General features: G+C 68.3%; 25 protein-coding genes, 1 tRNA gene and 1 riboswitch. Of the genes, 5 read left to right on the forward strand and 21 right to left on the reverse strand.

Annotated elements, in window-relative coordinates:
* Positions 1-152: 152 nt before the first annotated feature.
* Together P3H15_RS43285 and P3H15_RS43290 are read left to right on the forward strand one after the other, a co-directional pair.
* Positions 153-1940, forward strand: a complete 1788-nt coding sequence (locus P3H15_RS43285) for a substrate-binding domain-containing protein (RefSeq protein WP_276142934.1) — start codon at positions 153-155, stop codon at positions 1938-1940.
* Positions 1937-3091: a metallophosphoesterase gene (locus tag P3H15_RS43290; RefSeq protein WP_276142935.1), complete on the forward strand. Its 1155-nt coding sequence runs from the start codon at positions 1937-1939 to the stop codon at positions 3089-3091. The genes P3H15_RS43285 and P3H15_RS43290 overlap by 4 nt, the downstream gene beginning before the upstream one ends.
* A 43-nt stretch (positions 3092-3134) precedes the next feature.
* Here the strand turns inward: P3H15_RS43290 and gcvP are convergent, their stop codons facing one another.
* From gcvP to P3H15_RS43365, 15 genes are all read right to left on the reverse strand, one after another.
* The gene (gene gcvP / locus P3H15_RS43295; RefSeq protein ID WP_276142936.1) at positions 3135-5987 is read right to left on the reverse strand and encodes an aminomethyl-transferring glycine dehydrogenase; all 2853 of its coding nucleotides are present in this window, start codon (positions 5985-5987) and stop codon (positions 3135-3137) included.
* A 174-nt stretch (positions 5988-6161) separates the two neighbouring features.
* Positions 6162-6285, reverse strand: a riboswitch (glycine riboswitch).
* A 69-nt stretch (positions 6286-6354) separates the two neighbouring features.
* Positions 6355-6948 (reverse strand): MerR family transcriptional regulator, encoded by a 594-nt coding sequence (locus tag P3H15_RS43300; protein WP_225929661.1) that lies wholly within the window; start codon positions 6946-6948, stop codon positions 6355-6357.
* Positions 6949-7256: 308 nt separating this feature from the next.
* Positions 7257-7730: a bifunctional nuclease family protein gene (locus P3H15_RS43305; protein WP_072941833.1), complete on the reverse strand. Its 474-nt coding sequence runs from the start codon at positions 7728-7730 to the stop codon at positions 7257-7259.
* Between the two features lie 149 nt (positions 7731-7879).
* Entirely contained in the window at positions 7880-8620 is a 741-nt protein-coding gene (locus P3H15_RS43310) for a MerR family transcriptional regulator (protein WP_012687892.1), read from the reverse strand.
* Positions 8617-9117, reverse strand: coding sequence for a glycogen accumulation regulator GarA (gene garA / locus P3H15_RS43315; protein ID WP_009473579.1), 501 nt, complete (start codon positions 9115-9117; stop codon positions 8617-8619). The genes P3H15_RS43310 and garA overlap by 4 nt, the downstream gene beginning before the upstream one ends.
* A gap of 321 nt (positions 9118-9438) precedes the next feature.
* Positions 9439-9843, reverse strand: a complete 405-nt coding sequence (gene gcvH, locus P3H15_RS43320) for a glycine cleavage system protein GcvH (protein ID WP_276142937.1) — start codon at positions 9841-9843, stop codon at positions 9439-9441.
* 42 nt (positions 9844-9885) lie between these two features.
* Positions 9886-10632, reverse strand: a complete 747-nt coding sequence (locus tag P3H15_RS43325) for a DUF881 domain-containing protein (RefSeq protein WP_072941838.1) — start codon at positions 10630-10632, stop codon at positions 9886-9888.
* A 7-nt stretch (positions 10633-10639) separates the two neighbouring features.
* Positions 10640-11002: a small basic family protein gene (locus tag P3H15_RS43330; protein WP_072941841.1), complete on the reverse strand. Its 363-nt coding sequence runs from the start codon at positions 11000-11002 to the stop codon at positions 10640-10642.
* A 32-nt stretch (positions 11003-11034) separates the two neighbouring features.
* Positions 11035-11898, reverse strand: a complete 864-nt coding sequence (locus P3H15_RS43335; RefSeq protein ID WP_276142938.1) for a DUF881 domain-containing protein — start codon at positions 11896-11898, stop codon at positions 11035-11037.
* Complete coding sequence (locus P3H15_RS43340) at positions 11898-12521, reverse strand: CDP-alcohol phosphatidyltransferase family protein (RefSeq protein WP_276142939.1); 624 nt, start codon at positions 12519-12521, stop codon at positions 11898-11900. The genes P3H15_RS43335 and P3H15_RS43340 overlap by 1 nt, the downstream gene beginning before the upstream one ends.
* A 133-nt stretch (positions 12522-12654) precedes the next feature.
* Positions 12655-13713 carry an SMP-30/gluconolactonase/LRE family protein gene (locus P3H15_RS43345; RefSeq protein ID WP_276142940.1) on the reverse strand — a complete coding sequence of 353 codons (1059 nt, stop codon included), beginning with the start codon at positions 13711-13713 and terminating at the stop codon, positions 12655-12657.
* A 41-nt stretch (positions 13714-13754) separates the two neighbouring features.
* Positions 13755-14372, reverse strand: coding sequence for a CoA pyrophosphatase (locus tag P3H15_RS43350; RefSeq protein ID WP_276142941.1), 618 nt, complete (start codon positions 14370-14372; stop codon positions 13755-13757).
* Positions 14373-14454: 82 nt separating this feature from the next.
* Positions 14455-15975, reverse strand: a complete 1521-nt coding sequence (locus tag P3H15_RS43355; RefSeq protein WP_276142942.1) for a long-chain fatty acid--CoA ligase — start codon at positions 15973-15975, stop codon at positions 14455-14457.
* 34 nt (positions 15976-16009) lie between these two features.
* A complete protein-coding gene (locus P3H15_RS43360; protein WP_276142943.1) occupies positions 16010-17131 on the reverse strand; it encodes a DUF5938 domain-containing protein in 1122 nt (373 codons plus the stop codon).
* A gap of 43 nt (positions 17132-17174) precedes the next feature.
* On the reverse strand, positions 17175-17978 hold the full coding sequence (locus tag P3H15_RS43365) for an SDR family NAD(P)-dependent oxidoreductase (RefSeq protein ID WP_095863994.1): 804 nt from the start codon (positions 17976-17978) through the stop codon (positions 17175-17177).
* A 210-nt stretch (positions 17979-18188) separates the two neighbouring features.
* Between P3H15_RS43365 and P3H15_RS43370 the strand changes: the two genes are divergently transcribed.
* Positions 18189-18824, forward strand: a complete 636-nt coding sequence (locus P3H15_RS43370) for a TetR/AcrR family transcriptional regulator (protein ID WP_276142944.1) — start codon at positions 18189-18191, stop codon at positions 18822-18824.
* 6 nt (positions 18825-18830) lie between these two features.
* Here P3H15_RS43370 and P3H15_RS43375 read toward each other — a convergent pair whose 3' ends face one another.
* A complete protein-coding gene (locus P3H15_RS43375; protein WP_276142945.1) occupies positions 18831-19271 on the reverse strand; it encodes an SRPBCC family protein in 441 nt (146 codons plus the stop codon).
* 155 nt (positions 19272-19426) lie between these two features.
* On the opposite strand from P3H15_RS43375, the gene P3H15_RS43380 reads away from it, so the two are divergent.
* A complete protein-coding gene (locus tag P3H15_RS43380) occupies positions 19427-20899 on the forward strand; it encodes an MFS transporter (RefSeq protein WP_276142946.1) in 1473 nt (490 codons plus the stop codon).
* A gap of 15 nt (positions 20900-20914) precedes the next feature.
* Here P3H15_RS43380 and P3H15_RS43385 read toward each other — a convergent pair whose 3' ends face one another.
* Positions 20915-21793, reverse strand: a complete 879-nt coding sequence (locus P3H15_RS43385) for a sigma-70 family RNA polymerase sigma factor (protein WP_276142947.1) — start codon at positions 21791-21793, stop codon at positions 20915-20917.
* A 182-nt stretch (positions 21794-21975) separates the two neighbouring features.
* On the opposite strand from P3H15_RS43385, the gene P3H15_RS43390 reads away from it, so the two are divergent.
* Complete coding sequence (locus P3H15_RS43390; protein WP_276142959.1) at positions 21976-22737, forward strand: L,D-transpeptidase; 762 nt, start codon at positions 21976-21978, stop codon at positions 22735-22737.
* A gap of 65 nt (positions 22738-22802) precedes the next feature.
* On the opposite strand, the gene P3H15_RS43395 is transcribed toward P3H15_RS43390, so the two are convergent.
* From P3H15_RS43395 to P3H15_RS43410, 4 genes are all read right to left on the reverse strand, one after another.
* Positions 22803-22879: transfer RNA gene (locus tag P3H15_RS43395), tRNA-Pro, on the reverse strand.
* 86 nt (positions 22880-22965) lie between these two features.
* Entirely contained in the window at positions 22966-24393 is a 1428-nt protein-coding gene (gene der / locus P3H15_RS43400) for a ribosome biogenesis GTPase Der (protein ID WP_012687907.1), read from the reverse strand.
* Positions 24390-25079 carry a (d)CMP kinase gene (cmk, locus tag P3H15_RS43405; protein WP_095863652.1) on the reverse strand — a complete coding sequence of 230 codons (690 nt, stop codon included), beginning with the start codon at positions 25077-25079 and terminating at the stop codon, positions 24390-24392. The genes der and cmk overlap by 4 nt, the downstream gene beginning before the upstream one ends.
* Positions 25076-26128 carry a pseudouridine synthase gene (locus tag P3H15_RS43410; RefSeq protein WP_276142948.1) on the reverse strand — a complete coding sequence of 351 codons (1053 nt, stop codon included), beginning with the start codon at positions 26126-26128 and terminating at the stop codon, positions 25076-25078. The genes cmk and P3H15_RS43410 overlap by 4 nt, the downstream gene beginning before the upstream one ends.
* Between the last annotated feature and the right edge of the window lie 16 nt (positions 26129-26144).

Raw genomic sequence — 26144 nt, forward strand, 5'->3', positions numbered from 1 at the left:
ATACAAAGCCGCCAACGCCTGACCCGGTCCCCCAGGTGAGTGGCGAAGCGTGCCCCCACACGCTTTGCCACTCACGTATCGGGGGGTGACCCCGCGCATCACTACACTGCGAGGGTCAACGTCGAACTCGTCGGACAGGGGCTGGAAATCACGTGGGGCAGCATCGCGGCGAATCGCGCGCCAGGGGTATCAGCAAGGGGCCTTTGATCGTGCTCGGTCTCGTCGTCGTGCTCGTGCTCGGCGTGCTGGGCTGGTTCCAACTGCGTGACCGGATCAACGATCAGGGAGCGGCGGCCGCCGACGCCTGCGTCGAAGGCGGATCGGTGCTCGCGGTCGCGGCGGATCCCGACATCGCACCCCAGCTGCAGACTCTCGCCGACCGCTACACCGAGACGGCGCCGGTGATACGCGACCAGTGCGTGTCGGTGACGGTCACTGCCGTCGCGTCCGACACCGTGCGCGACGCCCTGTCCGCGGGCCCCGACGGCCCGTGGGACGCAGCGACATTCGGCCCCCGCCCCGCGCTGTGGATTCCGTCCAGCTCGCATTCCGTCAAGCAGGTGTCGGCGACCGGGGTCATCAGCGGTGAGGCACGTCCGCTGGCGACCAGCCCGGTGGTCCTCGCCGTCCGGACCGCGTTCGCGAACGCGCCGGGCACGGCGGCGCTCGACTGGAAGGACTTGCCGTCCCTGCAGACGGGCCGCGATTCCCTCGCGACTCTCGGTCTGCCGGGCTGGGGCAACCTGGGCTTGGCGCTTCCCGTCGGTCCGGGCGCCGAGAGTACGGAGATGGCCGTCGAAGCGGTCGCTGCCGCCGTCACCGGAAGCAGCACCGGCCCGGTGACGGAAGAGCAGGCGCGTTCCGTTCCCGTCACGTCGGCACTCACCGATCTGGCGCTCGGCTACGAGGCGTCGACGGGGACGAAACCCGCGACGACGCGGGAGGCGCTCACCGCGCTGGCCGCGCAGGGCGACCCCGCCACCTCCGCCATCCATGCGGTCGCGACCACCGAACAGCAGGTCTATCGGGCCCTGCGCGACGCACCCGGAGCAGACATCACCGCGACGATGCCGAAAGGCCCGACACCCGTGGCAGATCACCCGGCGGCCGTCCTGGCGGGCCCGTCCGTCGACGAGACGCAGAGCCGCGCCGCCGCGCAGTTCGCGGAATTCGTCCGTCGCCCCGAACAGGCGCAGGTCCTGGCCGACGCGGGTTTCCGGGTCGAGGGGCTCGCCCGCCCCGACGACACCACGCTGGCCTTCCCCGGCTTTGAATCCACCCTGCTTCCTGCGGACGCCGCCGCTGCGGCCGAGCTGATGCAGGTGATCCGGAATCCGATCTCGCCGCGCACGTCCACCATCCTGCTCGACGTCTCCAGTTCGATGGGCGAACGCGAGGGGACGGCGACGCGACTGGCGAACACGACGGCGGCGCTGGCCGCCCAGGTGGATCGTTCTCCGGACTCGTCGAACCTCGGGTTGTGGGAGTACAGCACCACCCTCGACGGGTCCCGGCCGTATACGACCGTGGTCGCCACCGGTCCGCTGTCGGCGGGCGGATTCACCGAGGGCACCCGCAGGCAGGCCCTCGACGCCAGGCTCGCCAAGGCGAAGTCCGCCACCGGATCCTCGACCTACACGTCCCTCGAGGCCGCGTACAAGAGCGCGGTCGACGGATACACGCCGGGCCGCACCAATTCGGTCCTGCTCGTCACCGACGGCGCCAACGACGACTCCGTCGCGCGCGCGGATCTGCTGTCGGCCATCGCCGCGGCCTCGAGCACGTCGAAGCCGGTCCGCATCGACGTGGTGACGATCGGCGAGAATCCGGACCTCAACACGTTGCAGGCACTCGCCGATCGCACCGGCGGGTCCCTGGAGAAGGTCACGTCTTCGGACGGAGCGGCGTTGCCGACCGCGATCGGCAAGCTGCTGTCGTGACGAGACTCCTGGTCTTCGCGGTCTTCCTCGCGCTCGTCACCTGGTGGCTTCATCGGCGGCTCGTCCGGGCCACCGGTGTGGGGCGCCCCTGGTCGGTGGTCGTCGACGTGACCCTCGTCGCCTCGTGGGTTCTCGCCGTGATCGGCGTCGGCAGCGGCGAAGCCTTCGACCCGGGATGGGCGCGTCCACCGGGCTGGGTGGGCTGGGTGTGGCTCGGCGCGATGTTCTATCTGGTGCTCGGACTTCTCCTGGTCGCCCTGGTGTCGCTGCTCACCCGGCTGTTCGCCCGCCTGCGCGGCAGCGGACGCGACGAACAGATCGATCTGTCGCGTCGACGAGGTCTGCGCATCGCCACCGCGGTCGTGGTGGTGGGTGCCGTCGGCGCCGCCGGATACGGGGTGCGAGAGGCCGCTCGTCCACGGATCGTGCGGGTCCGGGTTCCGCTGCAGCGCCTCCCCGCCGAGTTCGAGGGTGTGCGCGTGGCGCTCGTCTCCGACCTGCACGTCGGCCCGGCGCGAGGGGTCGATTTCACACGCCGTGTGGTCGATCTGGTGAACGCGGAGCGGCCGGATCTCGTCGCGATCGCGGGCGACCTGGTGGACGGGACCGTCGCGAAGGTTGCGCCCGACCTACAGCCGCTCGGCGACCTCGACGCCCCGCTCGGGGTGTTCGGGGTCAGCGGCAACCACGAGTTCTATGCCGACGACGGTGGCCGGTGGCTCGACGTGTGGGACCGACTGGGCATCCGGACGCTGCGCAACGAGCACGCGACCATCACGCGGGGCGGCGCCGCCATCGACATCGCGGGCATCCACGACTATTCGTCGCCGGCGCCGTACGAACCGGACCTTCCCGCCGCGCTCGCGGGACGCGATCCGTCGACGTTCGTCGTGCTCCTCGCGCACGAGCCGCGGCAGGCCCTGGAGGCGTCGGATCTCGGTGTGGACCTGCAACTGTCGGGGCACACGCACGGCGGCCAGATGTGGCCGCTGAATTATCTGGTGCCGTTGCAGCAGCCGTCGGTGGCGGGACTCGACCGCATCGGGAACACCGTCCTGTACACGACCCGCGGTGTCGGTGCGTGGGGCCCGCCCGTGCGGGTGGGCGCCCCACCGGAGATCACGATCCTCGAACTGGTGCGCGCGGACTGACCGCGGTGGGCCCGCCCCGTCGAAGCGGGACGGGCCCACAGTGTCAGGCGCCTTCGAACGCGGAGATCGGCGGGCAGGAGCACACGAGGTTGCGGTCGCCGTGCGCGCCGTCGATGCGCCGCACCGCGGGCCACACCTTCGGCCTGGCCTTGCCGCGGGGGAACACCGCCGTCTCACGGGTGTAGGGGTGGTTCCACTCCGCCGCCAGGCAGCCTGCCGTGTGCGGGGCCCCGCGCAGCGGGTTGTCGTCCACCGTCCACTCCCCCGAGCCCACGCGGTCGATCTCGGCGCGGATCGCGATCATCGCCTCGCAGAAGGCGTCGATCTCTTCGAGGTTCTCGCTCTCGGTGGGCTCCACCATCAGCGTGCCCGCCACCGGGAAGCTCATCGTCGGGGCGTGGAAACCGTAGTCGGCGAGGCGCTTTGCGACGTCGTCCACGGTCACACCGGTGTCCTTGGTGATCTGCCGGAGGTCGAGGATGCACTCGTGGGCCACCATTCCGCCCTCGCCGGTGTAGAGGACGGGGAAGTACTCGTCCAGGCGGCGCGCGATGTAGTTGGCCGACGCGATGGCGGTCAGGCTGGCGCGCCGCAGTCCGACGGCGCCCATCATCCGGATGTACGCCCACGTGATGGGCAGGATCGACGCGCTGCCGTACGGGGCGGCGGAGACCGGGCCCGCAGCGCCGAGTTCGGGTGCGAGCGGATGTCCGGGCAGGAACGGTGTGAGGTGCGACCGCACACCGATCGGACCGACACCGGGGCCACCGCCGCCGTGCGGGATGCAGAACGTCTTGTGCAGGTTGAGGTGACTGACGTCGCCGCCGAACCGTCCGGGCCGGGCCAGGCCGACCAGGGCGTTGAGGTTGGCGCCGTCGACGTACACCTGTCCGCCTGCGTCGTGGACGGCGGCGCAGATGTCGGCGATCTCGTGCTCGTACACCCCGTGGGTGGACGGATAAGTGATCATGATCGCCGCGAGGCGCTCGGCGTGGTCGGCGATCTTCGCCCGCAGGTCGTCGAGGTCCACGTCACCGTTCGGGCGGCACGCGACGACCTCGACGCGCATCCCGGCCATGACCGCCGATGCGGCGTTGGTGCCGTGGGCACTCGACGGGATGAGGCAGGTGTCGCGGTGATCGTCGCCGCGGCTGAGGTGGTAGTTGCGGATCGCGAGCAGCCCGGCGTACTCGCCCTGGCTGCCTGCATTCGGCTGCAGGCTGACGGCGTCGTAGCCGGTGACGGCGACGAGCCAGTTCTCGAGGTCCTTGATGATGCGGAGAATGCCCGGGGTGTCTCCGGTGGGCGCGAACGGGTGCAGTCCGGCGAACGCAGGCCAGGTGATCGCTTCCATCTCGGCGGTGGCATTGAGCTTCATCGTGCAGGAGCCGAGCGGGATCATGCTCCGGTCGAGTGCGATGTCCTTGTCGGACAACGCACGCAGGTAGCGCAGCATCGCCGTCTCGGTGCGGTATCGGGTGAACGCCTCGTGCTGCAGGTAGTCGGATCCGCGGAGCTGCGCGTCCGGGACGGACGTGCCCGCCTCGGGGGCCACGGCGCCGTCGCCGCCGAACGCCGCCAGCACGTGGGCGATGTCGTCGTCGGTGGTGGCCTCGTCGCACGCGACCGCGACGTGATCGGCGCCGACGAGCCGCAGGTTGATGCCGGCGTCCTTCGCCTTCGCCACCACGTCCGCCGCCCGGCCGTCGACGCGCACGAGGATCGTGTCGAAGAAGTGCTCGTGCACGACGACGGCCCCGGTCCTGCGGAGCGCGGCGGCCAGGGAGTGTGCCGTGTTCGCCACGCGCAGGGCGATCGCCTTCAGGCCCTCGGCGCCGTGGTAGCTGGCGTACATGGCCGCGAGAATCGCGAGGAGCACCTGCGCGGTGCAGATGTTCGAGGTCGCCTTCTCACGGCGAATGTGCTGCTCGCGGGTCTGCAGCGCCAGCCGGTACGCCTTGTCGCCGTCGGCGTCGACGGACACGCCCACCAGGCGGCCGGGAAGCTGGCGTGCGTGCTTGGTGTGCACGGCCAGGTAGCCGGCGTGCGGGCCACCGAAGCCCATGGGGACACCGAACCGCTGGGTGGTCCCGAAGCAGGCGTCGGCCCCGATCTCGCCGGGCGGGGTGAGGAGAGTCAGCGCCAGCAGATCCGCCCCGACCGCGACCAGTGCGCCGCGCTCGTGGGCCGCGGCGATCACGTCGGTGTAGTCGGCGATGCGGCCGGATGCGCCGGGCATCTGACCGAGGACACCGAAGAAGTCGCCGTCCGGCAGGCCGGCGGAGAGGTCGGCCACCACGATCTCGATGCCGAGCGGCTCGGCCCGGGTCTCGACGACGGCCAGCGTCTGCGGGAACAGGTCGGCGTCGACGACGAATCTCGGGGACTTGCTCTTGCTCGCCCGGCGCAGCAGGGTCATCGCCTCGGCGGCGGCGGTGGCCTCGTCGAGCATCGACGAGTTGGCGACCTCCATGCCGGTCAGGTCGGCGACCATCGTCTGGAAGTTGAGGAGGGCCTCGAGGCGGCCCTGGCTGATCTCGGGCTGGTACGGCGTGTAGGCCGTGTACCAGGCCGGGTTCTCGATGATGTTCCGGATCAGAACCGGCGGGGTGAGGGTGTCGTAGTAGCCGAGCCCGATCATGGACGTCGCCACGGTGTTCTGCGCGGCGAGTGCGGACAGTTCGGCGAGCGCCTCGTGCTCGGAGACCGGTGCAGGCAGGGCCTCGAGGCCGTCGGCGATGCCGCCCGTGACCCCGTCCAGGATTACGGCGGGAACGGCCTTCGACGCGAGGTCGTCGAGCGAATCGGCTCCGACCAGTTCGAGAATGTGCGCGAGTTCCGCAGCGTTCGGGCCGACATGACGATCGGCGAATGTACGGCTTCCAGCGTCGATCACGACAACTCCCAAGCAGTTCGGAGGATCAGGACACGCCCCGCTCTGCGGAACGCCCCTCCCCCTCTGTCGCCTGCTCGGGTCGAGCGCCTGAGAGATTCGGTACCGTCGTTCGCGTGCGAACACGGTCCTTTCCCCGTGGGCGGGTGGGTGCTCCCACCGCTTTCCAGAGGCGTCGGAGCCCGCACGGTCCTGTTTGCCTGAGAGATTGACGGGGAGGTGTTGCTCCTTCGGCGCCCGAACTCCCGCACGCACGATGCTGCTGTGCATGCAGTGCCCGGAACTCTCCCGCACGGCGTCGACGCACCGCCAGTCTATGCCACGAGCACAGGCAGCGGCGCCACCAGCGCCGCGCTCCTGGGGTTGCGGTCTAGCCGGTCTTGCGGCTCGCGCGGTTCTTGCGCCGCGACGCCAGCTCGTCCTCGGGGCTCTGCTCGCTCTCACCGCCGTCGGCGCGCTCCGCCGGGAAATCGGCGATGGTGCCGGTCAGTTCGCGCATTGCACCACTGACCGCGATACCGAACACACCCTGCCCGCCCTGGAGCAGATCGACGACTTCCTCGGCCGACGTGCACTCGTAGACCGTGGTCCCGTCCGAGAAAAGTGTGATCTTGGCCAAGTCCCGCACCCCGCGCTTACGGAGGTGATCGACGGCCACGCGAATGTTCTGCAAGGATATTCCGGTATCGAGCAGGCGCTTGACGATCTTGAGGACAAGGATGTCTTTGAACGAGTACAGCCGTTGGCTGCCCGACCCGGCCGCGCCACGAATGGACGGCACCACGAGGGATGTGCGAGCCCAGTAATCGAGCTGACGGTAGGTGATTCCCGCGATCTGGCAGGCGATGGGGACGCGGTATCCGACGAGGTCGTCGGGCACGGAATCGTCCGGGAAGAGGCCCGGCTGGATCTCCTCGGAGCTGAACTCGGGCTCGGCAACGTTGTCGCCGGGCGCAAGATTCAGCGCATTCTCCTGCGGCCGATCTCCCACTGACTACTCCCTCTCGCATGTTGCACTGAACCCGACGATCAGTGCGCCTGTGACGCGCGTCGCCAGTGTCCACGGCAATCCGCAGCACATCGAGCGGCGCAAGCGCCACCAGTGACATCGAGCTAGTCCGTACCCTGAACCTACTCAGCGTACGCCCGATACAATCTGCAGGGCAGAAAATCACTGCACCGAACGCTATGACTCCGAGGAGACCGGGTCAACGCAACGCGCCGGAAGAACCTCAACCATTACTGCGCCGACGGCTCTTCCGCTGGGGAAACCTAGCCGTCGGTGGCCTTGAAATCGTCCGGCGACACGGACTCGAGGAATTCCTTGAACTTCTCGACCTCGTCCTCACGCTCGTCGGGCATGACCAGACCGGCCTCCGTGAGCACCGATTCCTCGGCGAAGATCGGGACCCCGATGCGCAGTGCGATCGCGATGGAATCGGACGGGCGGGCCGAGACGCGGGTGTTCTGGTCGAACACCAGGTCGGCGTAGAACGTGCCCTCGCGGAGGTCGACGATGCGAACTTCCTTCAGGGTGCGTCCGAACGCTTCGATCAGGTTCTTGATCAGGTCGTGGGTCAGCGGACGCGCCGGCTCGACACCCTGCTGCTCGAGTGCGATGGCCGTGGCCTCGGTCTGCCCGATCCAGATGGGCAGGTACCGTTCGCCATCGGTTTCCCGCAGCAGCAGGACAGGTTGATTCTGGGGCTGCTCGACACGAACTCCGATCACGTGCATTTCGCTCATCGCGTCTGCCTCCACCCTGCAATGGTCCGTCCGCGGCACACAATGCCGTACCAGGATTCTATTCGATTCGTGTCTGCTCTTCGACCGTACAGCCGTTCGAGCGCAGCGTCGTTGGGAAGTTCCGAGGTGGGACCGCCGGCGAACTCACCTCACCGATCGAGCGCACCTCGGACTGCCGACTTCACCAGGCAGGTGTGCAACGTCAGAGACAACGCGGCCAGCTCGCGCACCATCTCCTCGGCGCGATCACGCGCGCCCGCGTCGCGGCCCTTGGCGACGGGCCCGGCGATCTGCGCGACCAACCCGGCCTCGCGGTCGGCGGCCAGCTTGAACGCCCTCAGGTGCCGCACCTCGAGTCCGAACTCGGACATCGCTCTCGCGGTGCGCGCCAGTGTCACCGCGTCCTCGTCGAAGAACCCCGCAGGCCCGGGAACGACCAGGCCGCCTCGGGTCAGCTCGACGAGGAACTTCTCGTCGATCCCTGCCCGGGAGATCAGATCGTCGCGGCTGATCCGCACCTCGCGGTCGGTGCGGAATTCCTCCGGGGACACCTCGCCCGGGGCCACCGTGAGCGCGCGCGGCCGGCGCGGCGAAGAATCGCCTGCGCCGACCGTGGCCACACCTCTGTCGATGGCCTCGAGCTGCTCCTTGATGACCTTCAGCGGCAGATACTGATCGCGCTGCGCCGTCAGGACGTAGCGCAGTCGTTCAGTGTCGGCGATCGAGAATCGCCGATACCCCGAGGGAGTGCGCTGCGGGCTGATGAGACCCTCGGCTTCGAGGAATCGGATCTTCGAGATCGTCACATCAGGAAAATCGGGGCGCAGTCGATCCAGCACGGAGCCGATCGACATCCCCGAATGCGCCTGCTGCTGCCGCACCGCCGTCATTGGCTACCCGCACCAGCTGACGTCTCACCGATCTGCGAGCCACCGGCCGTGGTCCGGGGTCCGGTCAGGAAGACCAGCCGGAACTTGCCGATCTGCACCTCGTCGCCGTTCGCGAGGACTGCCGAGTCGACCGGCTCGCGGTTGACGTAGGTGCCGTTGAGGCTGCCGACGTCGACCACCTGGAACTCGTCGTCCTCCTGGCGGAACTCCGCATGACGACGACTGACCGTCACGTCGTCGAGGAAGATGTCGCTGTCGGGATGCCGTCCTGCGGACGTCGTCGGCTGGTCGAGCAGGAAGCGCGACCCTGCGTTCGGTCCACGCTTGACGACGAGCAGAGCAGAGCCCGCGGGCAGTCCCTCCACACCCGACACCGGAGCTTCCGGAGCCTGGGTTGCCGAGGAGTTGTCGAGCTCATTGAGAAAGTCCGCGCGGAAGACCGACGTGGTTTCCGCCGGCGTCTCCCCATAGACCGCGTCGTTGCCGTTCTCGCTCACCGTTTCTCCTCCTAGTTCGATCATCCAGCAAGATTCGCTGGACTACGCAATGCCACTCGGTACTACATAATTCGGTTCCCGTGCACATTAACTTCTGTGCAAACTCCCACGATCACATTCAAACTACGGACCTGCGCCCCGACACGGCACATGCGTTCAACATTGACCGTACCCTGCGCACGCCGGTGCGTGTAGTGAGACAGGCCGCCAGTACATTACGAACCGGTATTCCGACAGCGGATTTCCCCGGCAACCCCGTTTTCCGGGCTGTCGGCACCTTCCGAAACTATCCGATTTCCGCTTCGCGTGTTCGGCGGGAAATTATCCTGCCGTGATGTCTGCATACCCGGCGGCGTCCAGCATTTCGGCCAGTGCGGCGTCGAGGGCCGCCTCGTCGTCGACACCGAGTTCCACCAGCCACCCCTGCCCGTAGGGGTCGGAGTTCACGAGTTCCGGGTTGCCGTCCAGATCCGCGTTGGCGGCAACGACTTTCGCCGTCAGCGGGGCGAAGATGTCGGAGACGCTCTTGGTGGATTCCACCTCGCCGAACGACTCTCCCGCCGTCACGTCCTCGTCGACCGCCGGAAGCTGGACGAACACGACGTCGCCGAGCTGGGACTGTGCGAAATCGGTGATGCCGACGCGTACCGTCGTGGGCCCCGTCCGCTCGACCCACTCGTGTTCGGCGGTGTACCGACGATCGGCGGGGATTTCGAGCTCACTCACAGTGGCGTCCTTTCGATGGCAATCCGCGGGCGGATGCGAAGATCAATTTCCGGGCTGAGCGTATTGGCGAGGTTTCGCCTCCCGCAAGGCGGAGATCGTGACCTGCTGCGATTGTTCGATCGTCAACTGCCCACCGCTGCGCGCGACCGTGTCGACCACCCCGCCGGGAATGTTCAGGGCCGCCGCCAGAGTCGGCGGATCACCGATGGCGACAACTCCGTAGGGGGCGTTCACCTTGCGGCCGTCCACCGACACGCCGCCCGCCGAGCCGGACACCCAGGAGTCGACGCCGATCCGGATGGGCGGTCCGTCGGCCCCCTGGATCTGCACGGCCTCGGCCCCCGCGGCGCGCAGTTCCTGGACGAGGTCGAGCAGGACCTCGGATCCGACGCCCTTGTTCGGGTCGGTGATGCGCATCGTCACGCCGGGGCCGGTGGCCGGTGCGCTCCCGACCTGGATCGACAGGGCCGTCAACCGGGCCTGCGCCTCGTCGAGTGCCGCCCCGGAACTGCCACTCTGTTGCAAGGTTGCCAAGGTCTGTTCCAGCGATGCGATCTCCTGCCGCAGGGCCGCCTCCCGCTGATTCAGCGTGTCCAGGACGACCAGCAGATCCGCGGGGCTCGCCGAGTCGAGCGTGTCGCCGGACCCGGTGTTCTTCACCTGCGTCACGATCGCGATTCCCAGCCCGCCGAGCAGGAGCGCGGCCAGCAGCGCGAAGACGACGTGTGAGCGCCGCGACGTCGTGGGTTCGTTGCCGTGCAGTTCGTGCCTGCCCTCGTGCCCGCTCACGTCGCGATCACGCCCCGAACAGACGCCGCCGCAGCGCGGCCGCGTTGCCGAAGATGCGGATGCCGAGGACGACGACGATCGCGGTGGACAGCTGGGTTCCGACACCGAGTTGGTCACCGAGCCAGACGATCAGCGCCGCCACGAGGACGTTGAAGACGAACGAGACGACGAACACTTTCGAGTCGAAGATCTCGTCGAGATATGCGCGCAATCCACCGAACACCGCGTCGAGCGCGGCGACGACGGCGATGGGCAGGTAGGGCTGCACTGCGTCGGGCACTTGCGGGCTGAACACCACCCCCAGCACGATTCCCACGACCAGGGCGAGCACCCCGTAGATCGCGGATCCGCCCTTCAGTGCTGCCTTCATTCGTGTGACGCCTCCATCCGACTCCGCCGTTGTCATCGTGTTCCTGCTTCCCGGGCTGCCCGCACTTCCCGCGCCGGGGCGGCGGGCAAGTGGAGATCGTCGGCCTCCGCGACCGTGAATCCGATGCCGTACAACTGCGCCACGCTCGACATCCGCAGGTAGGCGTCGCTCACCACGAATCCGGTCTGCATCGGCCCTTGCGGGCCGATGGCGGAGACCACGTACGGCGAGAACACCGGCTGATTGTCCACGAGCATCGCGCCACCCGCCTGCCGGATCGTCACCGACGGGCCGATCCGCACGTCGCCGACCGCAATGGCCTCGGCGCCGCCCGCCCACAGCGAGTTGACCACCGACTGCAGGTCGCGATCGAGCACCACCGCCTTCCCCCCGACACTGCGCTGGGACGAGTCGGACAGGTTGGGTTTGGCTGCGGGGTCGGTGAGCGTCACGGTCAGTCCGGGACCGTGCACGGCCTCGAGCCCGGCGTCCCCCTCGAGCCCGTGTAGCTCGTCGAGCAGTGCGTCACCGCGGGCGTCGCCGGCCAGCGCGACGGCGCGGGCGTCGTCGGCCTGTGCCGACAACGTGTCCCGGGTCGCCGCGAGGGCGCCCGCCCGGTCCTCCGCGTCCTGCACCTTGCTCAGGAGTTCGGTCCGCACCTGCTCGGTGCCCGGGATGCGTTCGGTGGCCTGACGGTAGGCGACCGACAGCACCAGGCCCACGAGCAGTGCGCCGATCGCGATCCACACCTGCCGGCCGACCCGTGTCTGCCGCGAATGTCCGTGCTCGCGATCCTCGGCCGCGCCCTCGTAGCCGGGGTCCAGATGATCGTTCATCAGAGACTGCAGCAGGGACGGCACCGGATTCCTGCGGACGCCGGACTCGGTGCGTGTCATCAGCGGACCTCGCGTTCGTCGCCGCCCGATCCTCGCGCGGGAACGGTGCGCGCGAGGGTCAGCGCGTTGACGGTGTAGAGCAGCCCGGTCCACACGTACAGCACCGTGCCCCAGATCAGCAGCGCAGCGCCGAGCGGCTCCGCCACGGTGGCGATGCTCCAGTCGCCCTGCGCCGCGAGGGTGATCGGCAGTGCGAACATGAGCAGGAACGTGGCCCCCTTGCCGAGGTACATCACGTCGGGGGGTGGCAGTCCGCGCCGCCGGTAGATCAGCAGTGTCAGCGCGAGAACGGCGTCGCGGCCGATCAGGATCGCCGCCACCCACCACGGGATGAATCCGCGCACGACGAACGTCACCAGCGTCGTGACGACGTAGAGGCGATCGACGAACGGGTCGAGCAGCGCACCCAGCTTCGACGACTGGTCGAGGATCCGGGCGAGCTTGCCGTCGAGCCAGTCGGTGAAGCCGCTGATCATGAGGATCGCGAGGGCCCACCCGTCGGAGTGGGTGACGAGAAGCAGGTACACGAACAGCGGCACTCCGAGCAGGCGCACCACGCTCAGGAGATTCGGGACGGTCACGATCCGGTCCGACCGCACAGTGTCCCGGTCCACCGAATTCACCAATGCCTCCCCAGCGTCGAGTGCGGACCTGTTCTCGGGCGCTCGTCGCACCGCTCTCGCCACTCTTCCACAACCGCGGCGGTGGTCCGCCGATCGTCCCCCGGAGAATCCATCGGAGCAGGTCAGGCCCTTCTCACTCGCCCGCAGCGATGTCCGGTCGTGGCGGGAGCGGAACCCGCGCGACGGCGTCCGCGGTCAGACTTCCCAGGTACAGCCACCCGTCGTGCTCCCGCACACCGGTGACGGGTGCGTAACTGCCCTTGCCGCCGCGCAGGCTGTGCACGATCCCGCCACGCCGATCGAGGGCGACCACCCAGCCCGCGTGCACCGGGTTCGGCTGGACGGCTTCGGGCAGGTTCGCCGCGACGATGCGCAGCGCCGGGTACGGCGCGAGCAGGTCGAGCAGCCGCATCCGCGGGCTGTAGAGCGCCACCCAGAACAGCCCGTCGCGGGTCTCGGACGTCATGTTGTCCGGGATGCCGGGCAGATTCTCGGCCCACACGGACGTCCGGCCCTGCGACGGTCCGGTCAGGTCGACGCGGGAGATCTGGTACGAGCCGGTCTCGGCGACGAGGACGAACGATTCGTCCGAGGCCAGTCCCACGCCGTTGGCGAACTGCAGTCCCTCCGCGAGGAGGTCGGTCTCCCCGGTCCGCGGGTCGAGACGCAGCAGACGGCCGGTCCCCCGGTGTTCGAGGAGGTCGTAGCGGTGGTCGGTGATCGTGAAGTGCGCGGAGGAGTCGGTGAAGTACACGACGCCGTCGCGGCCGACAGCCGAGTTGTTGCACGCCACGAGCGGGCGCCCGACCGCGGTGTCGGCGAGCACGTCGACGCGCCCCTTCTCGTCCACCCTCAGCACGCCGCGCTCGGCGTCGCAGATCAGATACCGGCCGTCGTCGAGGACCTCGACCCCGAGGGGCCGCCCACCCGTGTTCGCGAGTTCGGTGGCGTCGCCGCGGCTGTCGAACCGCCAGATCCGGCCGTCGTTGCCTCCGGTGACCACCCGGCCGTCGTGATCGACGGCCACGTCCTCCGGCCCCTCCCCGGTGGGCAGGGCCCAGCGGTGCACGCCGTCGAGCACTCCGTTGGGAGCGAGCACTCCCGTGAGCGGAGGGGGCGGCGGAGCGTGCCAGACGACGGGGTCGACACCGGTGCGGTCGAATGTGCGGGCGAGAGACTCGAAGAAGGTCACGGACTGTGAGATTAGTCGCGTATCCCGGTGAGCGCGGCCGCCTACCGCCAGGCGAAGACGGGTTGGTCGAAACCGTCGATCCGGGTGTGCCGGTCGTGCAGTGCGACCTCACGGAACTGGTACACGACCGCGCCCGTCGGGGCGTGCACGAGGTGACGCCGGAACGGCCACTGGATCACCGGTTTCGACGATTCGGGGATCTCCACGAATCGCGGCTCGGCATCGATCTCGGCAACGCCCACCGAGAACACTTCCGCCACTTCCTCGCGGTTGGGGACGAGCGAGGTGATCGACTGCTCCGACCACACGACGAAGGGCGTGATGACGTACCCGGAGCGGGTGACGTAGTCGTCGAGCCTGCCGAGCACCGCGGACGGCTCCACGTCGAGGCCGAGTTCCTCGTGCAGTTCGCGCCGGGCGGCGTCCTCGCCGGTCTCCCCCGGATCCACCCCGCCACCCGGCAACGCGAACTGCCCGGGATGCGCACGCATCTTGCTCGGGCGCATGGTCAGCGGAACGGCCTGACCGTCCGCACCGTCGTTCATCACGGCGATCACGACCGCCGCGGACCGCCGGTTCGTCGGGTCCACGATCCGTGGTTCGAAGCGTGCCAGCGCGTCGGCGAGCCGTTCCCTGCTGAGTACGTGCCCATTCACCATCACCCGACAGTATCGCCACTCACCGCGAATCCCACGTTCCGGTCCCCCGCGTTTCCAGGCCCGCCTGCCGGGGCGTCCGCCGTCAGCCGAGCAACTGCTGTTTGATCTCGTTCTTCAGGACCTTCCCGAGTTTCGAACGAGGCAGATCGGGCCAGACCAGGATCTCCTTCGGCGTCTTCACGCTGCCGATGCGCGCCTTCACGAACGCCGCGAGCACGTCGGCCTCGACAGGCTGTCCGGTTCGCGTCTGGACGACGGCGACGACGCGCTCGCCCCATTTCTCGTCGGGGAGCCCGATCACCCCGCAGTCCTGAATGCCCGGGTACGCCATGAGCGCCTGTTCCACTTCGACGGAATAGACGTTGAATCCGCCGGTGATGATCATGTCCTTGGCGCGGTCGACGATGTACAGGAAGTTGTCCTCGTCGAGGTACCCGATGTCGCCTGTGTGATGCCAGCCGTGTGCCGACGCCTCCTGCGTCGCAACGGGATTCTTGTAGTACCCCGTCATGACGAGTGAGCTGCGCACGACCACTTCGCCCCGCTGCCCGGCCGGCAGCAGGGTTCCCTGCCCGTCCATGATCGCGACCGTGACCAGCGGGGAGGGCCGGCCCGCGGAACTCAACCGGGCGGTCGCCACCGAGCCGTTCTCGTCGAAGTGGTCTTTCGGCGCCATCGTCGCGATCATCATCGGCGCCTCGCTCTGCCCGAACAGCTGGGCCATCACCGGCCCGATCCGGGTCAGCGCCTCGCTCAGCCGCGTCGGCGAGATCGGCGCCGCGCCGTACCAGAAGCATTGCAGCGAACCGAGGTCCGTCGTCTCCAGATCGGCGTGGTCGAGCAGCATGTAGATCAGGGTCGGCGGGAGGAAGGTGTGGGTGACGCGGTCCCGTTCGATGTGCGCGAGGAACTGCCCGAGGTCGGGCGCGGGCATAATGACCACCTGCCCGCCGAGGGTGAGGATCGGAAAGCACAGGACACCCGCCGCGTGGGTCAGCGGCGCGAGGGCGAGGTACACCGGTCTGCCGTCGAACGGGTAACTCATCAGGGTCAGCGCCGACATCGTCTCGATGTTCCGGCCGGTGAGCATCACGCCCTTCGGACGTCCCGTCGTCCCGCCGGTACCGACGATCAGCGCGAGGTCGTCGACGGGCCCGGCGTCGAGGCGTTCGGTCCCCAGCCAGGTGTCGAACGAGTCGGCGTACGCCTCGTCTCCGTCGAGGCACACGAGCGTCGTGAGCAGCGGCAGCTCCTGACGGATCCGATCGACCAAGGGCGCGAACGCTCTCTGGAAGATCAGGCAGCGACAGTCGAAGAGGTCGAGCAGGTCCCTGTTTTCCGCGGCCTCGTTCCGCGGGTTGATCGGGCACCACACCGCCCCCGCCCGGCTGATCCCGAATACGCAGGAGAATGCGGTCGGGTCGTTGCCGGACAGCACGGCCACCTTGTCGCCGGCGGCGATCCCCGACCGTGCCAGCGCCGCGGCGACCCGCCGGCTCAGGTCCTGGACGTCCGCATATGACAGCGTCCGCTCGCCCATCGTCAGACACGGCGACGACGGTCCGAGCGAGGCACCCTTGTCGAGGTAGTCGGTCAATCGCATGGCGCGGTCCTCCTGACGGTCGCGGCCGGGACGATCAGCTCTGCACGGTGAGCACCGGATCCATCACGAGGCCGAAACTGCGCAGGGCTCCGAGGAGTTCGCGATGCCCGAATGCCTGACACGCCGATGCGAGGCCGGTTCGCTTCGGGGGCTGCTGCAACAGGGAGTGCGCGGCGTACGCCTGCAGGAGACCCGTCTGCTTGTAGTTGCAGTTTCCGTGGATGACGCAGTGCGCCCGGCCGAGCGGACCCGACGCGTACACGGAGTCGAGCGACGTGTTGACGCGTGGGTTCTCCCTGGGCGGCATCCCCGCCTGCACGGAGCCGGCGATCTCCGCGAGCGCCGCGTCCTGCTCGTCCGCGGGGAGGGTCTTGATCTGCTCCTCGACCATCTTCTGGGTCGCGACGACGCCCTCCATCACGGAGCGGTCGAACACGCCGCCGGCCGCCTTCACGTTCGCCACCCGCGGATCGTCCTTGAACCACACGGGGTGGCAGGTGCCGCCCCACGGCAGCGCGAGGGCCATCTGGTGCTGTCCCGGCACCACGACGTCGAAAGTGGTACCTGGGTCCCACTTCACGTACCGGTTCTGCTCCAGGTAGTACCAGTCGGCCTTGAGGATCGTGAAGATCGTCTGCGTGGACGCGTAGGTGGGAAAACCCTTCCACAGCACCAGAATGTCGAGGGTGTCCAGCCCCGGCGTCTCGAGCGCGATGTTCGCCGCGATCTCGCCGGTGGTGTACATCTGGGCGACGCCGGGAGAGAGGAGCAGCCCCTTCTCCGCGAACTGGTCGCCGAACTTCGCCTGCACGTCCAGAACCCAGTCCTGCTCCCCGGTCGTGTCGGTGTAGTGGCATCCCGCGGCGAGGGCCGCCTCGACGACGACGGCGCCGTGCTTGATGAACGGGCCGACCATGTTGCTGACCACCCGCGCGCCGCTGAACAGCTCCGTCAGCGCCGGAACGGTGTGTTCCACCTCGACGACCTCGTGGTCGACGGTGTCCAGGCCGGGGATCCGGTCGACCACTTCCTGAATTCGCTTCTTGTCCCGGCCGGCGGCGATGAACGGAATGTTGAACTCGCGCAGGTATTCACACACGAGCCGTCCGGTGTAACCGGAGACTCCGTAGACGATGACGGGCTTCTTGTCGGTCATGACGTGCCTTTCGGTGAATGCGGGGAGAGCCGGAGCGGTCGAATTACATGCCCATGCCACCGTCGACCGGCAGGCCGATTCCGGTGACGAAGCGGGCGGCGTCGGAAGCCAGGAAGACGACGGTGTCGGCGATGTCCGCGACCTCACCGAGCCGCCCGAGCGGGGTCAGGCCGATCACGTCGGCGACCGCGGCGTCGGCGCTGGGCCACAATCCGAGCCGCTCCATGTCGGCGGCCAGCCCGAGTCCCATCTCCGTGGCGACCAGCCCGGGGTACACACAGTTCACGCGGACGCCGTACCCCAGTTTTCCCGCTTCCTGCGCCGCGACCCGGGTGAGCCGGTCGACGGCGGACTTGGTGGCGGAATAGCCGGCGATGCCAGGGAAGGGGATGGTGGCGGCCACCGAGGAGACGTTGACGATCGACCCTCCCGCGCCCGCGGCACCCCCGGGACGCATCGCGCGCAGACCGTGCTTCAGGCCGAGCGCGACACCGAGGATGTTCACGTCGCACATCCGGCGGACGTCGGCGGGGTCGATGTCGACCACGAGTGACGAGATCTCGATGCCGGCGTTGTTGACGAGGAGGTCGAGTCCGCCGAGTTGCTCCACGGTGGCAGCGACGGCGCGTTCCCAGTTGCCGTCGTCGGTGACGTCGAGGGTCACGAATCCGGTGTCGACACCGGACTTCCCGAGTGAGTCGGCAGTCGCGCGTCCCTCTTCCTCGAGGACGTCGCCGATCACGACCGCCGCACCGGCTTCGGCGAGGGCGGCGGCCATTCCGGCCCCCAGACCCTTCGCGCCACCGGTGACCAGCGCTTTTCGTCCTGCAAGATCACGCACGCTCATTCCGACCTGCCTTCGCACCGAGACGATTCGCGGAAACCACGTCACGAGACACTGTTCGCATTGTGGTGTGGATCACAGCGTATTCGACTTTGGACGACTGTCAAGAATTCCCTTGACGACTGTCAAGCTTTTGTTACACAGTCGTCAAGGAACGCGGGCTAGACTGATGCTCACCGTGCTGGACTCCGCGAGCCGAACAGGAAGAATGCCGTGACACCCGTCGCCGAGAAGAACGCCGACCGGGTCTCGCGCCGCCAGGTCGACAAATTCGCCGAGCGCCGGGATCAACTCGCCGAAGCCGCGTTGCAGACCCTCTCGGAACTCGGCTACGCCCGCACCAGCCTTCGGGAGATCGCCCAGAACTCCGAGTTCTCGCACGGCGTTCTGCACTACTACTTCAGCGACAAGGTCGATCTGATCACGCACTGCGTCCGCCATTACAAGGCGCGCTGCGTCACGCGCTACGACGGCGTGGTCGCCACCGCGCAGACGCCCGAGGAGCTGAAGGCGGGATTCGGCCGGGTACTGGTGGATTCGCTCCGCGGCGAGGCCTCGATGCATCGCCTCTGGTACGACCTCCGCTCGCAGTCGCTGTTCGAGGAGTCGTTCCGCGCAGACGTCGCCGCGATCGACAAGAGTCTCGAAAACATGATCTGGCGCATCGTGTCCCGGTACGCGGAACTGGCGGGACGCACGATCACGATCGCCCCGCCCACCATGTACGCCGTGTTCGACGGGCTGTTCCAGCAGAGTCTCGCCCGGTATCTGTCGGGCGACGACTCGGCGGCGGACGCCCTCGCCGACGGCGTCGATCAGATACTGGCGCTCGTTATTCCGGCACGGTAGATCCGGTCACTTCTCCGCGGCAGCCTTGATTCGCTGTGCGAATGCGGGCGCGTCCCTGCGGGCCGCTCGAAGTGCGAGGGGCGCGATCAGTTTCCCGATTCCGTGACCCTCCAGCACATTGAAGATCGTCACCTTGGTGCCCGCGCCCGACGGTTCGAGGTCGTAACCGCCCTCTTTCGCGATCACGGAATTCTTCGATCGCTCCGCCCAGCGAATCTTCCGCGGCGCCTCGAATTCGGTGAGTTCGAACTCACGCTTCGTGGTCATCCCCGCGTCCTTGACGGTACTGACGAAGACGGTGCCGACTCCGGGAGGACCGTCCGTCTTCTTCACGATCTCCTGGACCCGCGGGCTGAACTCCCGGTCGTTGACCCCGGCGGCGAGGTACTCGAACACTTCCTCGATGGGGCGATCGATCACCACAGTGCCTTCGAACCGTCCAGCCATGCCAGCCTCCCGTTTCCGTGACCTGCCGGGTTCCGACAGTACTCGCGCCGCGGCCTGCGCGCGGTCACATCGCCGCCGGGCTGTCGGTCATAGAAGTGACGGCCGACGGCGCCGCACCGCCCGCACGAAACCCGAGAGCACAGGAAGGCTTCGACATGGATACCTCGATCACCGGCACGTCCGGATCACGACACTCGACTGCGGCACCCCCGCTTCTCTCCACCGCCCGCGGCAGATTCACCCTGACGTTGTTGTGCGCCGTGGCCTTTCTCGACTTCGTCGACGCATCCATCGTCAACATCGCGCTGCCCGACATACGCAGCGACCTGGACTTCTCGGTGCAGCAACTGCAGTGGGTGCCCAGCGGCTATCTCGTCACCTACGGCGGGTTCATGCTGCTCGGCGGTCGCCTCGCCGACCTCCTCGGCCGCCGTCGCGTTCTCGTCGCCGGCACGGTCGTCATCGGATTGTCTTCGCTGGCCGGTGGTTTCGCGGGCAACGCGGAGATCCTGATCGGCGCCCGGCTGGCACAGGGTGTGGGTGCGGCGCTGATGCTTCCGGCTGCGCTGTCGATCCTGACGACGACCTTCGAGGAAGGGTCCGAACGCCATACCGCGCTCGGTGTCTGGGCCGGCGTGGGCGGTCTCGCGTCCGCGGTCGGCGTGTTTCTCGGTGGTGTGCTCACCGAGGGCCCGGGCTGGCGATGGGTGCTGTTCGTCAACCCGGTGGCGTGTGCTCTCGTGCTTCCCGCGGTGTACGCGCTGATTCCCGACGACCGCCGCCGCGCCAGGTTCGCGGACTTCGACCTGGTGGGTGGTGCGCTCGGCACCGGCGGCATGCTGATGTTCGTCTACGCCCTGGTCGAGGCGCCCGACCAGGGGTGGGGGTCGGCCCGCACGATCGGCGCGCTGGCCGGAGCGTTCGTCCTGATCGCCGCGTTCGTGGTGAACGAGCAGCGCAGCCCCGATCCACTGCTGCCGCTGTCGATCTTCCGCATCAACGGCCTGGCGGCGGCAAATGTCACGGGGCTGATCGCGTTCGCCGGTCTGCTCGCGATGTTCTTCTTCCTCACCCTCTACATGCAGAACGTTCTGGGCTACTCCCCCATGCAGACCGGGGCGGCGTACCTTCCGCTCTGTCTGGGCGTCGGCGTCGCGGCCGGACTCTGCTCCCAATTGCTCACGCGAATCGGAACCCGCCCGGTCACCGTGGTGGGCGCGCTGGTGGCGGCGGCGGGCCTGTTCTACCTGTCCCGGATCCCGGTCGACGGCTCCTATCTCGCCGATCTGTTCCCGGGGCTGATGATCGTGTCGCTGGGCCTCGGTGCCGTCTTCGTCGGCGTCACCACCGCAGCCAACGCGGGGGTGCCTGCCGACGAGGCGGGGCTCGCGGCGGCGTTGCTGAACGCTTCGCAGCAAGTCGGCAGCGCGCTCGGTCTGGCGATCTTCGCCGCAATCGCCACCTCGTATTCCCAGCGTCTGCTCGCGGCGAATTCGCCTGTGCCCGAGGCGCTCACCTTCGGGTTTCAGCGAGCGCTGCTGACCGGCAGCATCTTCCTCGCTGCCGCAGCCCTGATCGCCCTACGCACCGGCAACGCCCACGGGGACGGTGAGCGACGCACGGAGTGACCCCGGCCGGGCTCGTCAGTCGAGATTCTCGACGACGAGCCCGGCGAGGCGCTCGCGGTCGGCGAGGATGTCGATCTCCACGATCACGCCCTGCCGGATCGTGACGCCCAGGACCGACAGCAGCTGCCCATCGGAGATCGCGACCACACCGGCGGCACCGTTGACGAGCGCCGGGTGCGCGAACCGGGCCAGCCGCGCGAACCCGAGGACCCGGCCCGCGACGGTCTCCGCGCCGCGCACCATCGTGGACGCGCCCGCAGGAAACGCACCCGTGTCGGCCCGGAGCACGACCTCCGGATCCAGTACCGCCACGAGGGCGTCGAAGTCGCCGCCCCTCGCTGCCGCCAGGAACGCGTCGACCACTGCGCGCTGCCGGACGGGATCGGTGTCGGGAACGGGCGCGCCCTGCAGTCGGCGGCGTGCGCGGCTGGCCAGTTGCCGGGCGGCCGCCGGGGATCGCTCGACGATCGGGGCGATGTCCTCGAACGGCACGGCGAACATGTCGTGCAGCACGAACGCCAGCCGCTCCGCAGGAGCGAGCGTGCCCAGGACCACGAGCAGCGCGAGACCGACCGAATCGGCGAGCACCGCCTCCTGCTCCGGGGAGCTTCCGTCCGTCAGCGTCACAACCGGGTCGGGCACCTGCCCGTCCAGGGGCTCTTCCCGCCTCGACCTGCGTGACTGCAGCATGTTCAGGCACACGCGGGCCACCACCGTCGTCAGCCAGCCGCCCAGGTTCTCCACCGAATCGGTGTCCGTGCGGCTCAGCCGCAGCCAGGATTCCTGCACCGCGTCCTCGGCCTCGGTGAGCGAGCCGAGCATCCGGTAGGCCACCGCCCGCAGGTGCCGGCGATGCGTCTCGAACTGCTGCGCCAGCACGTCGTTCTCGTTCATCGGTCACATCCCTCCGTCGCCGTCTGTCACCTATATGACCGGCGAAACGCGGCCGATGTGACGACGACGCGTCGCCCGTGGCCCTCTGATGCGCGTAATGCATCCAGTTTCCCCGGTTCCGCTGTCGGATATCGCCGTGGTTAACTGAAATGACGCTCACAGTCTCTGAAGGGCTGGACGGCATGTGGAAAGCTCAGCAGGTCGGACGTCTGTTCCTCGTCTCGGTACTCGCGGCACTCGCCGTGTGCGGAATGAGCGCCGCCGCGTCGGCGGCGCCCCCGGCCGTCACCGGAAAGATCCTCGCGCCGGCACTCTCCCCCGCGAGCGGTCAGGTCGTCGGCATCGCCCATCCCGTCGTCGTCCGGTTCACGTCTCCGGTCCCCGATCGCGCACTCGCCGAGCGTGGTGTCCGGATCACCCCGTCGACACCGGTGCCCGGGCAGTTCTCCTGGATCGACGACCGCACCCTGCAATGGAGCCCGGACCGCTTCTGGCCTGCGCACACCGGGGTGACCGTCGAAGCGGCGGGCGCGAGGTCGCAGTTCCAGGTCGGTGACGCACTCGTCGCCGTCGCGAACACGACGACGCACCAGTTCACGGTCAGCATCAACGACCAGATCGTGCAGACCATGCCTGCGTCGATGGGCAAACCCGGATACGAGACACCACTCGGGACGTTCCCCGTCATCGAGCAGTTCCGCGACATGATCATGGACTCGTCGACCTACGGTGTCCCGATCGACGACGAGGAGGGCTACCGCCTCTACGTCGAATACGCCACCCGCATCACGTGGGGCGGGATCTTCGTGCACGCTGCACCGTGGTCGGTGGGTTCGCAGGGCTTCGAGAACGTCAGCCACGGCTGCATCAATCTCAGCACCGAGAACGCGCGATGGTTCTACGACAACGCCAAGATCGGCGACCCCGTCATCGTCACCGCGTGAGTTTCGCGCCCGAGACACAGAAAAGGCGGCTCCCCGTTTCCGGGAAACCGCCTTCGCTGATCATCTGGTCGGGCTGACAGGATTTGAACCTGCGACCACTTGACCCCCAGTCAAGTGCGCTACCAAGCTGCGCCACAGCCCGTCCACACCCTCGTTCAGGTGCTCGATGAGATTACATCAGTGGCAGTCCGTAACGCTAATCGCCTGGTCAGAGCGTATTCTGTCGGATCAACGACTCCGCCGTTCACGCTTTTCCCGCACCCGCACCGAGATGCGGACGGGGCTGCCGTCGAAATTGAACTCCTCGCGCAGGCGCCGCTCCAGGAACCGGCGGTAGCCGGCCTCGAGGAACCCGGTCGTGAACAGCACGAACGTCGGCGGACGCGTCCCGGCCTGCGTGGCGAACATCACGCGAGGCAGCCGGCCACCGCGCATCGGCGGCGGCGTCGCGGCGACGACTTCCTTGAGCCACGTGTTGAGCCTGCCGGTCGGAATGCGCTTGTCCCACGATTCCAGCGCGGTGTCGAGGGCGGGCACCAACTTCTGTACCGCGCGTCCCGTCTGCGCCGAGATGTTGACGCGCTGCGCCCACGGCACCCGCACCAGGTCCCGATCGACTTCGCGGTCGAGCTGAAGTCGCCGGTCCTCGTCGACGAGATCCCACTTGTTGAATGCAATGACGAGAGCCCGGCCGGCGTCGGCCACCATGCTCAGCACGCGCAGGTCCTGCTCGGAGATCGGCTCGGAGGCATCGATCAGCAGAATCGCGACCTCCGCGGCCTCGATCGCGCTCTTCGTCCGCAGCGACGCGTAGAACTCGGCGCCGCTGGCGTGGCTGACCCGCTTGCGCAGACCGGCGGTGTCGACGAAACGCCACGGCCTGCCGCCGAGTTCCACGATCGAGTCGACCGGGTCGACGGTGGTGCCCGCGACGTTGTGGACCACCGAACGCTCGTCGCCCGACAGCTTGTTCAGCAGGCTCGACTTCCCGACGTTCGGCTTCCCGACCAGGGCCACACGTCGCGGTCCGCCGCCGGGGATGCCCTCGCGCGGGGTCTCCGGCAGGGCGGCGAGCACCTCGTCGAGGAGATCGCCGGTGCCGCGACCGTGCGTCGCACTCACCGAATGCGGCTGCCCGAGCCCCAGCGACCACAGTGCGGCCACCTCGGATTCGGTGCGGCCGTCGTCGACCTTGTTGGCGACCAGCAGAACCGGTGTCTTGGACCGGCGCAGCACCTTGGCCACGGCCTCGTCGGTCGCGGTGGCACCGACGACGGCATCGACCACGAGCAGGATCGCGTCCGCGGTCTGCATCGCCAGCTCCGCCTGCCGGGCCACCGACTGCTGCAGGCCCTTGGCGTCGGGTTCCCAGCCGCCGGTGTCCTGCACCATGAACCGGCGTCCGCTCCAGTTCGCCTCGTACGAGACACGGTCCCGGGTCACACCGGGAATGTCCTCGACGACGGCCTCGCGGCGGCCGATGATCCGGTTGACGAGCGTCGACTTGCCGACGTTCGGGCGTCCGACCACGGCGAGGGTCGGAACCGGGACGTGGGCCTCCCCGTCGCCGCCGTCTTCGAGGTCGAGGACCTCCCAGTCGGATTCCTCACTCCAGGTTCCGTCGCCTGCGAACTCGGTGGTGAATTGTTCGGTCACTGCCCTGCTCCACTTCTTTCGCTTACCACCAGCAGCAACCTGCCGATCACGTCGTCGATTCCGAGTTCGCTGGTGTCGACCAGCACGGAATCGTCGGCCGGCCGCAGCGGCGACACGGCGCGCGTGGAGTCGAGGTGGTCACGGCGCTGCACATCAGCCAGCACGGCCGCGTAGTCGTCGCCTCGTCCTTCCGCGAGATTCTGCGCATTCCTGCGCTGGGCCCGGGCTTCCGCCGAGGCGGTCAGGTAAATCTTCACGTCGGCATCGGGAAGCACGACGGTGCCGATGTCCCGGCCCTCGACGACGATCCGTTCGGTCTCGCCCGTGAGACGACGCTGCGCCGCGACGAGCAGTTCGCGCACCGCGGGAACGGCGGAGACAGCCGAAACGGCCTTGGTCACCGCGTCGCCGCGGATCTCCTCCCCCACGTCCTCGCCGTCGAGCAGGACCTGCTCGCCCGCCGGGTCGGTTCCGATCGACCACGGCAGTCCGACGGTCGCGTCGGCGATCGCGGCGGGATCGGTGAGGTCCACGCCCTTGCGCAGCACATGCAGCGTCGCGATGCGGTACATGGCTCCGGTGTCGAGGTAGCGGGCGTCGAGTCGCTGCGCCAGCATCCGCGAGACGCTCGACTTCCCGGTTCCGGACGGGCCGTCCATCGCGACGACCAGCGACGAGGCGCTCACAGGCCCACCGCCCCGTAGAGACCGCCGACCTCGCCGCGCCCCAGGACGCGCAATGTGCCGGGCCGCTGGTCGCCGAGCGCGACCGCGCCGATGTCCGTCCGGACGAGCCTGATGACGGGGTGACCCACGGCGTCGAACAGGCGACGCACGATGTGCTTACGGCCTTCGTGCAGCGTGACCCGGACGAGCGACTTGCCCTCGTTGATGTCGAGGAGCGTGAACGTGTCGACCTTCGCCGGTCCGTCCTCGAGCTCGACACCCTCCTTCAGCTTCTTACCGACGCCGCGCTCGAGAGCACCCGACACGGTCGCCAGGTACGTCTTCGACACCTCGAACGACGGGTGCATCAGCCGATGCGCCAGGTCACCGTCGTTGGTGAGCAGCAGCAGTCCCTCGGTGTCGGCATCGAGCCGACCGACGTGGAACAACCGCTGACCGGCGGCGACCCGCTCGGAGACGATGTCGCCGACGCACGGGCGGCCCAGGTCGTCCGACATGGTCGACTGCCAGCCGCGGGGCTTGTTGAGGGCGAGGTGGACCAGGTCCTTCTGAACGACGACGCGGACACCGTCCACGCGCACCACCGCGTTCTCGGGGTCGATGCGCAGCCCCTGTTCGATGACGATGCGGCCGTCGACCTCGACACGACCCTGCGAGATCAGTTCCTCGGCCGCACGACGCGACGCGACGCCGGCCTGAGCGAGAACCTTCTGCAGGCGCATGCCGTCGCCCTGCGGCGGGCCGGCGGGCCGATCGGCGTCGGAGTACTGGTGCCGGGCCGGCTTGGCGTTGCTGATCTTGGGGGCCTGGGCCTGCGCGCGCTGCGGCTTGGCCGACTTGGGCTTGCCACGCTTGTTCTTCGCGGCAGGGTCGGGCCTGCCGGGTTTGCCCTTCGCGGCGTCGGGCCGGCCTGATCGATGACCGGCCTCGGCCCTGTCCGGACGCCCTCCGGCCTCCGACCTGGTGCGCCCTCCGGCCTCCGACCTGGTGGGGCGCTGCTTCTTGTTGTTGCGATCCGGTGTGCCATCTCGGCGAGCGGGTTTCTTCACTTTTGTACTATCCCTG

The sequence above is a fragment of the Rhodococcus sp. T2V genome (assembly GCF_029269925.1).
In the GTDB taxonomy this organism is placed as follows: domain Bacteria; phylum Actinomycetota; class Actinomycetes; order Mycobacteriales; family Mycobacteriaceae; genus Rhodococcus_F; species Rhodococcus_F koreensis.

Excerpts from the sequence above, each read along its gene's own strand:
- P3H15_RS43305 (WP_072941833.1), bottom strand. The coding sequence starts at position 7,730 with ATGAGCGAAATGCACGTGATCGGAGTTCGTGTCGAGCAGCCCCAGAAT.
- P3H15_RS43310 (WP_012687892.1), bottom strand. The coding sequence starts at position 8,620 with ATGACGGCGGTGCGGCAGCAGCAGGCGCATTCGGGGATGTCGATCGGC.
- P3H15_RS43330 (WP_072941841.1), bottom strand. The coding sequence starts at position 11,002 with ATGAAGGCAGCACTGAAGGGCGGATCCGCGATCTACGGGGTGCTCGCC.
- P3H15_RS43335 (WP_276142938.1), bottom strand. The coding sequence starts at position 11,898 with ATGACACGCACCGAGTCCGGCGTCCGCAGGAATCCGGTGCCGTCCCTG.
- P3H15_RS43350 (WP_276142941.1), bottom strand. The coding sequence starts at position 14,372 with ATGGTGAATGGGCACGTACTCAGCAGGGAACGGCTCGCCGACGCGCTG.
- P3H15_RS43355 (WP_276142942.1), bottom strand. The coding sequence starts at position 15,975 with ATGCGATTGACCGACTACCTCGACAAGGGTGCCTCGCTCGGACCGTCG.
- P3H15_RS43360 (WP_276142943.1), bottom strand. The coding sequence starts at position 17,131 with ATGACCGACAAGAAGCCCGTCATCGTCTACGGAGTCTCCGGTTACACC.
- P3H15_RS43365 (WP_095863994.1), bottom strand. The coding sequence starts at position 17,978 with ATGAGCGTGCGTGATCTTGCAGGACGAAAAGCGCTGGTCACCGGTGGC.
- P3H15_RS43375 (WP_276142945.1), bottom strand. The coding sequence starts at position 19,271 with ATGGCTGGACGGTTCGAAGGCACTGTGGTGATCGATCGCCCCATCGAG.
- P3H15_RS43380 (WP_276142946.1), top strand. The coding sequence starts at position 19,427 with ATGGATACCTCGATCACCGGCACGTCCGGATCACGACACTCGACTGCG.
- P3H15_RS43385 (WP_276142947.1), bottom strand. The coding sequence starts at position 21,793 with ATGAACGAGAACGACGTGCTGGCGCAGCAGTTCGAGACGCATCGCCGG.
- P3H15_RS43390 (WP_276142959.1), top strand. The coding sequence starts at position 21,976 with ATGTGGAAAGCTCAGCAGGTCGGACGTCTGTTCCTCGTCTCGGTACTC.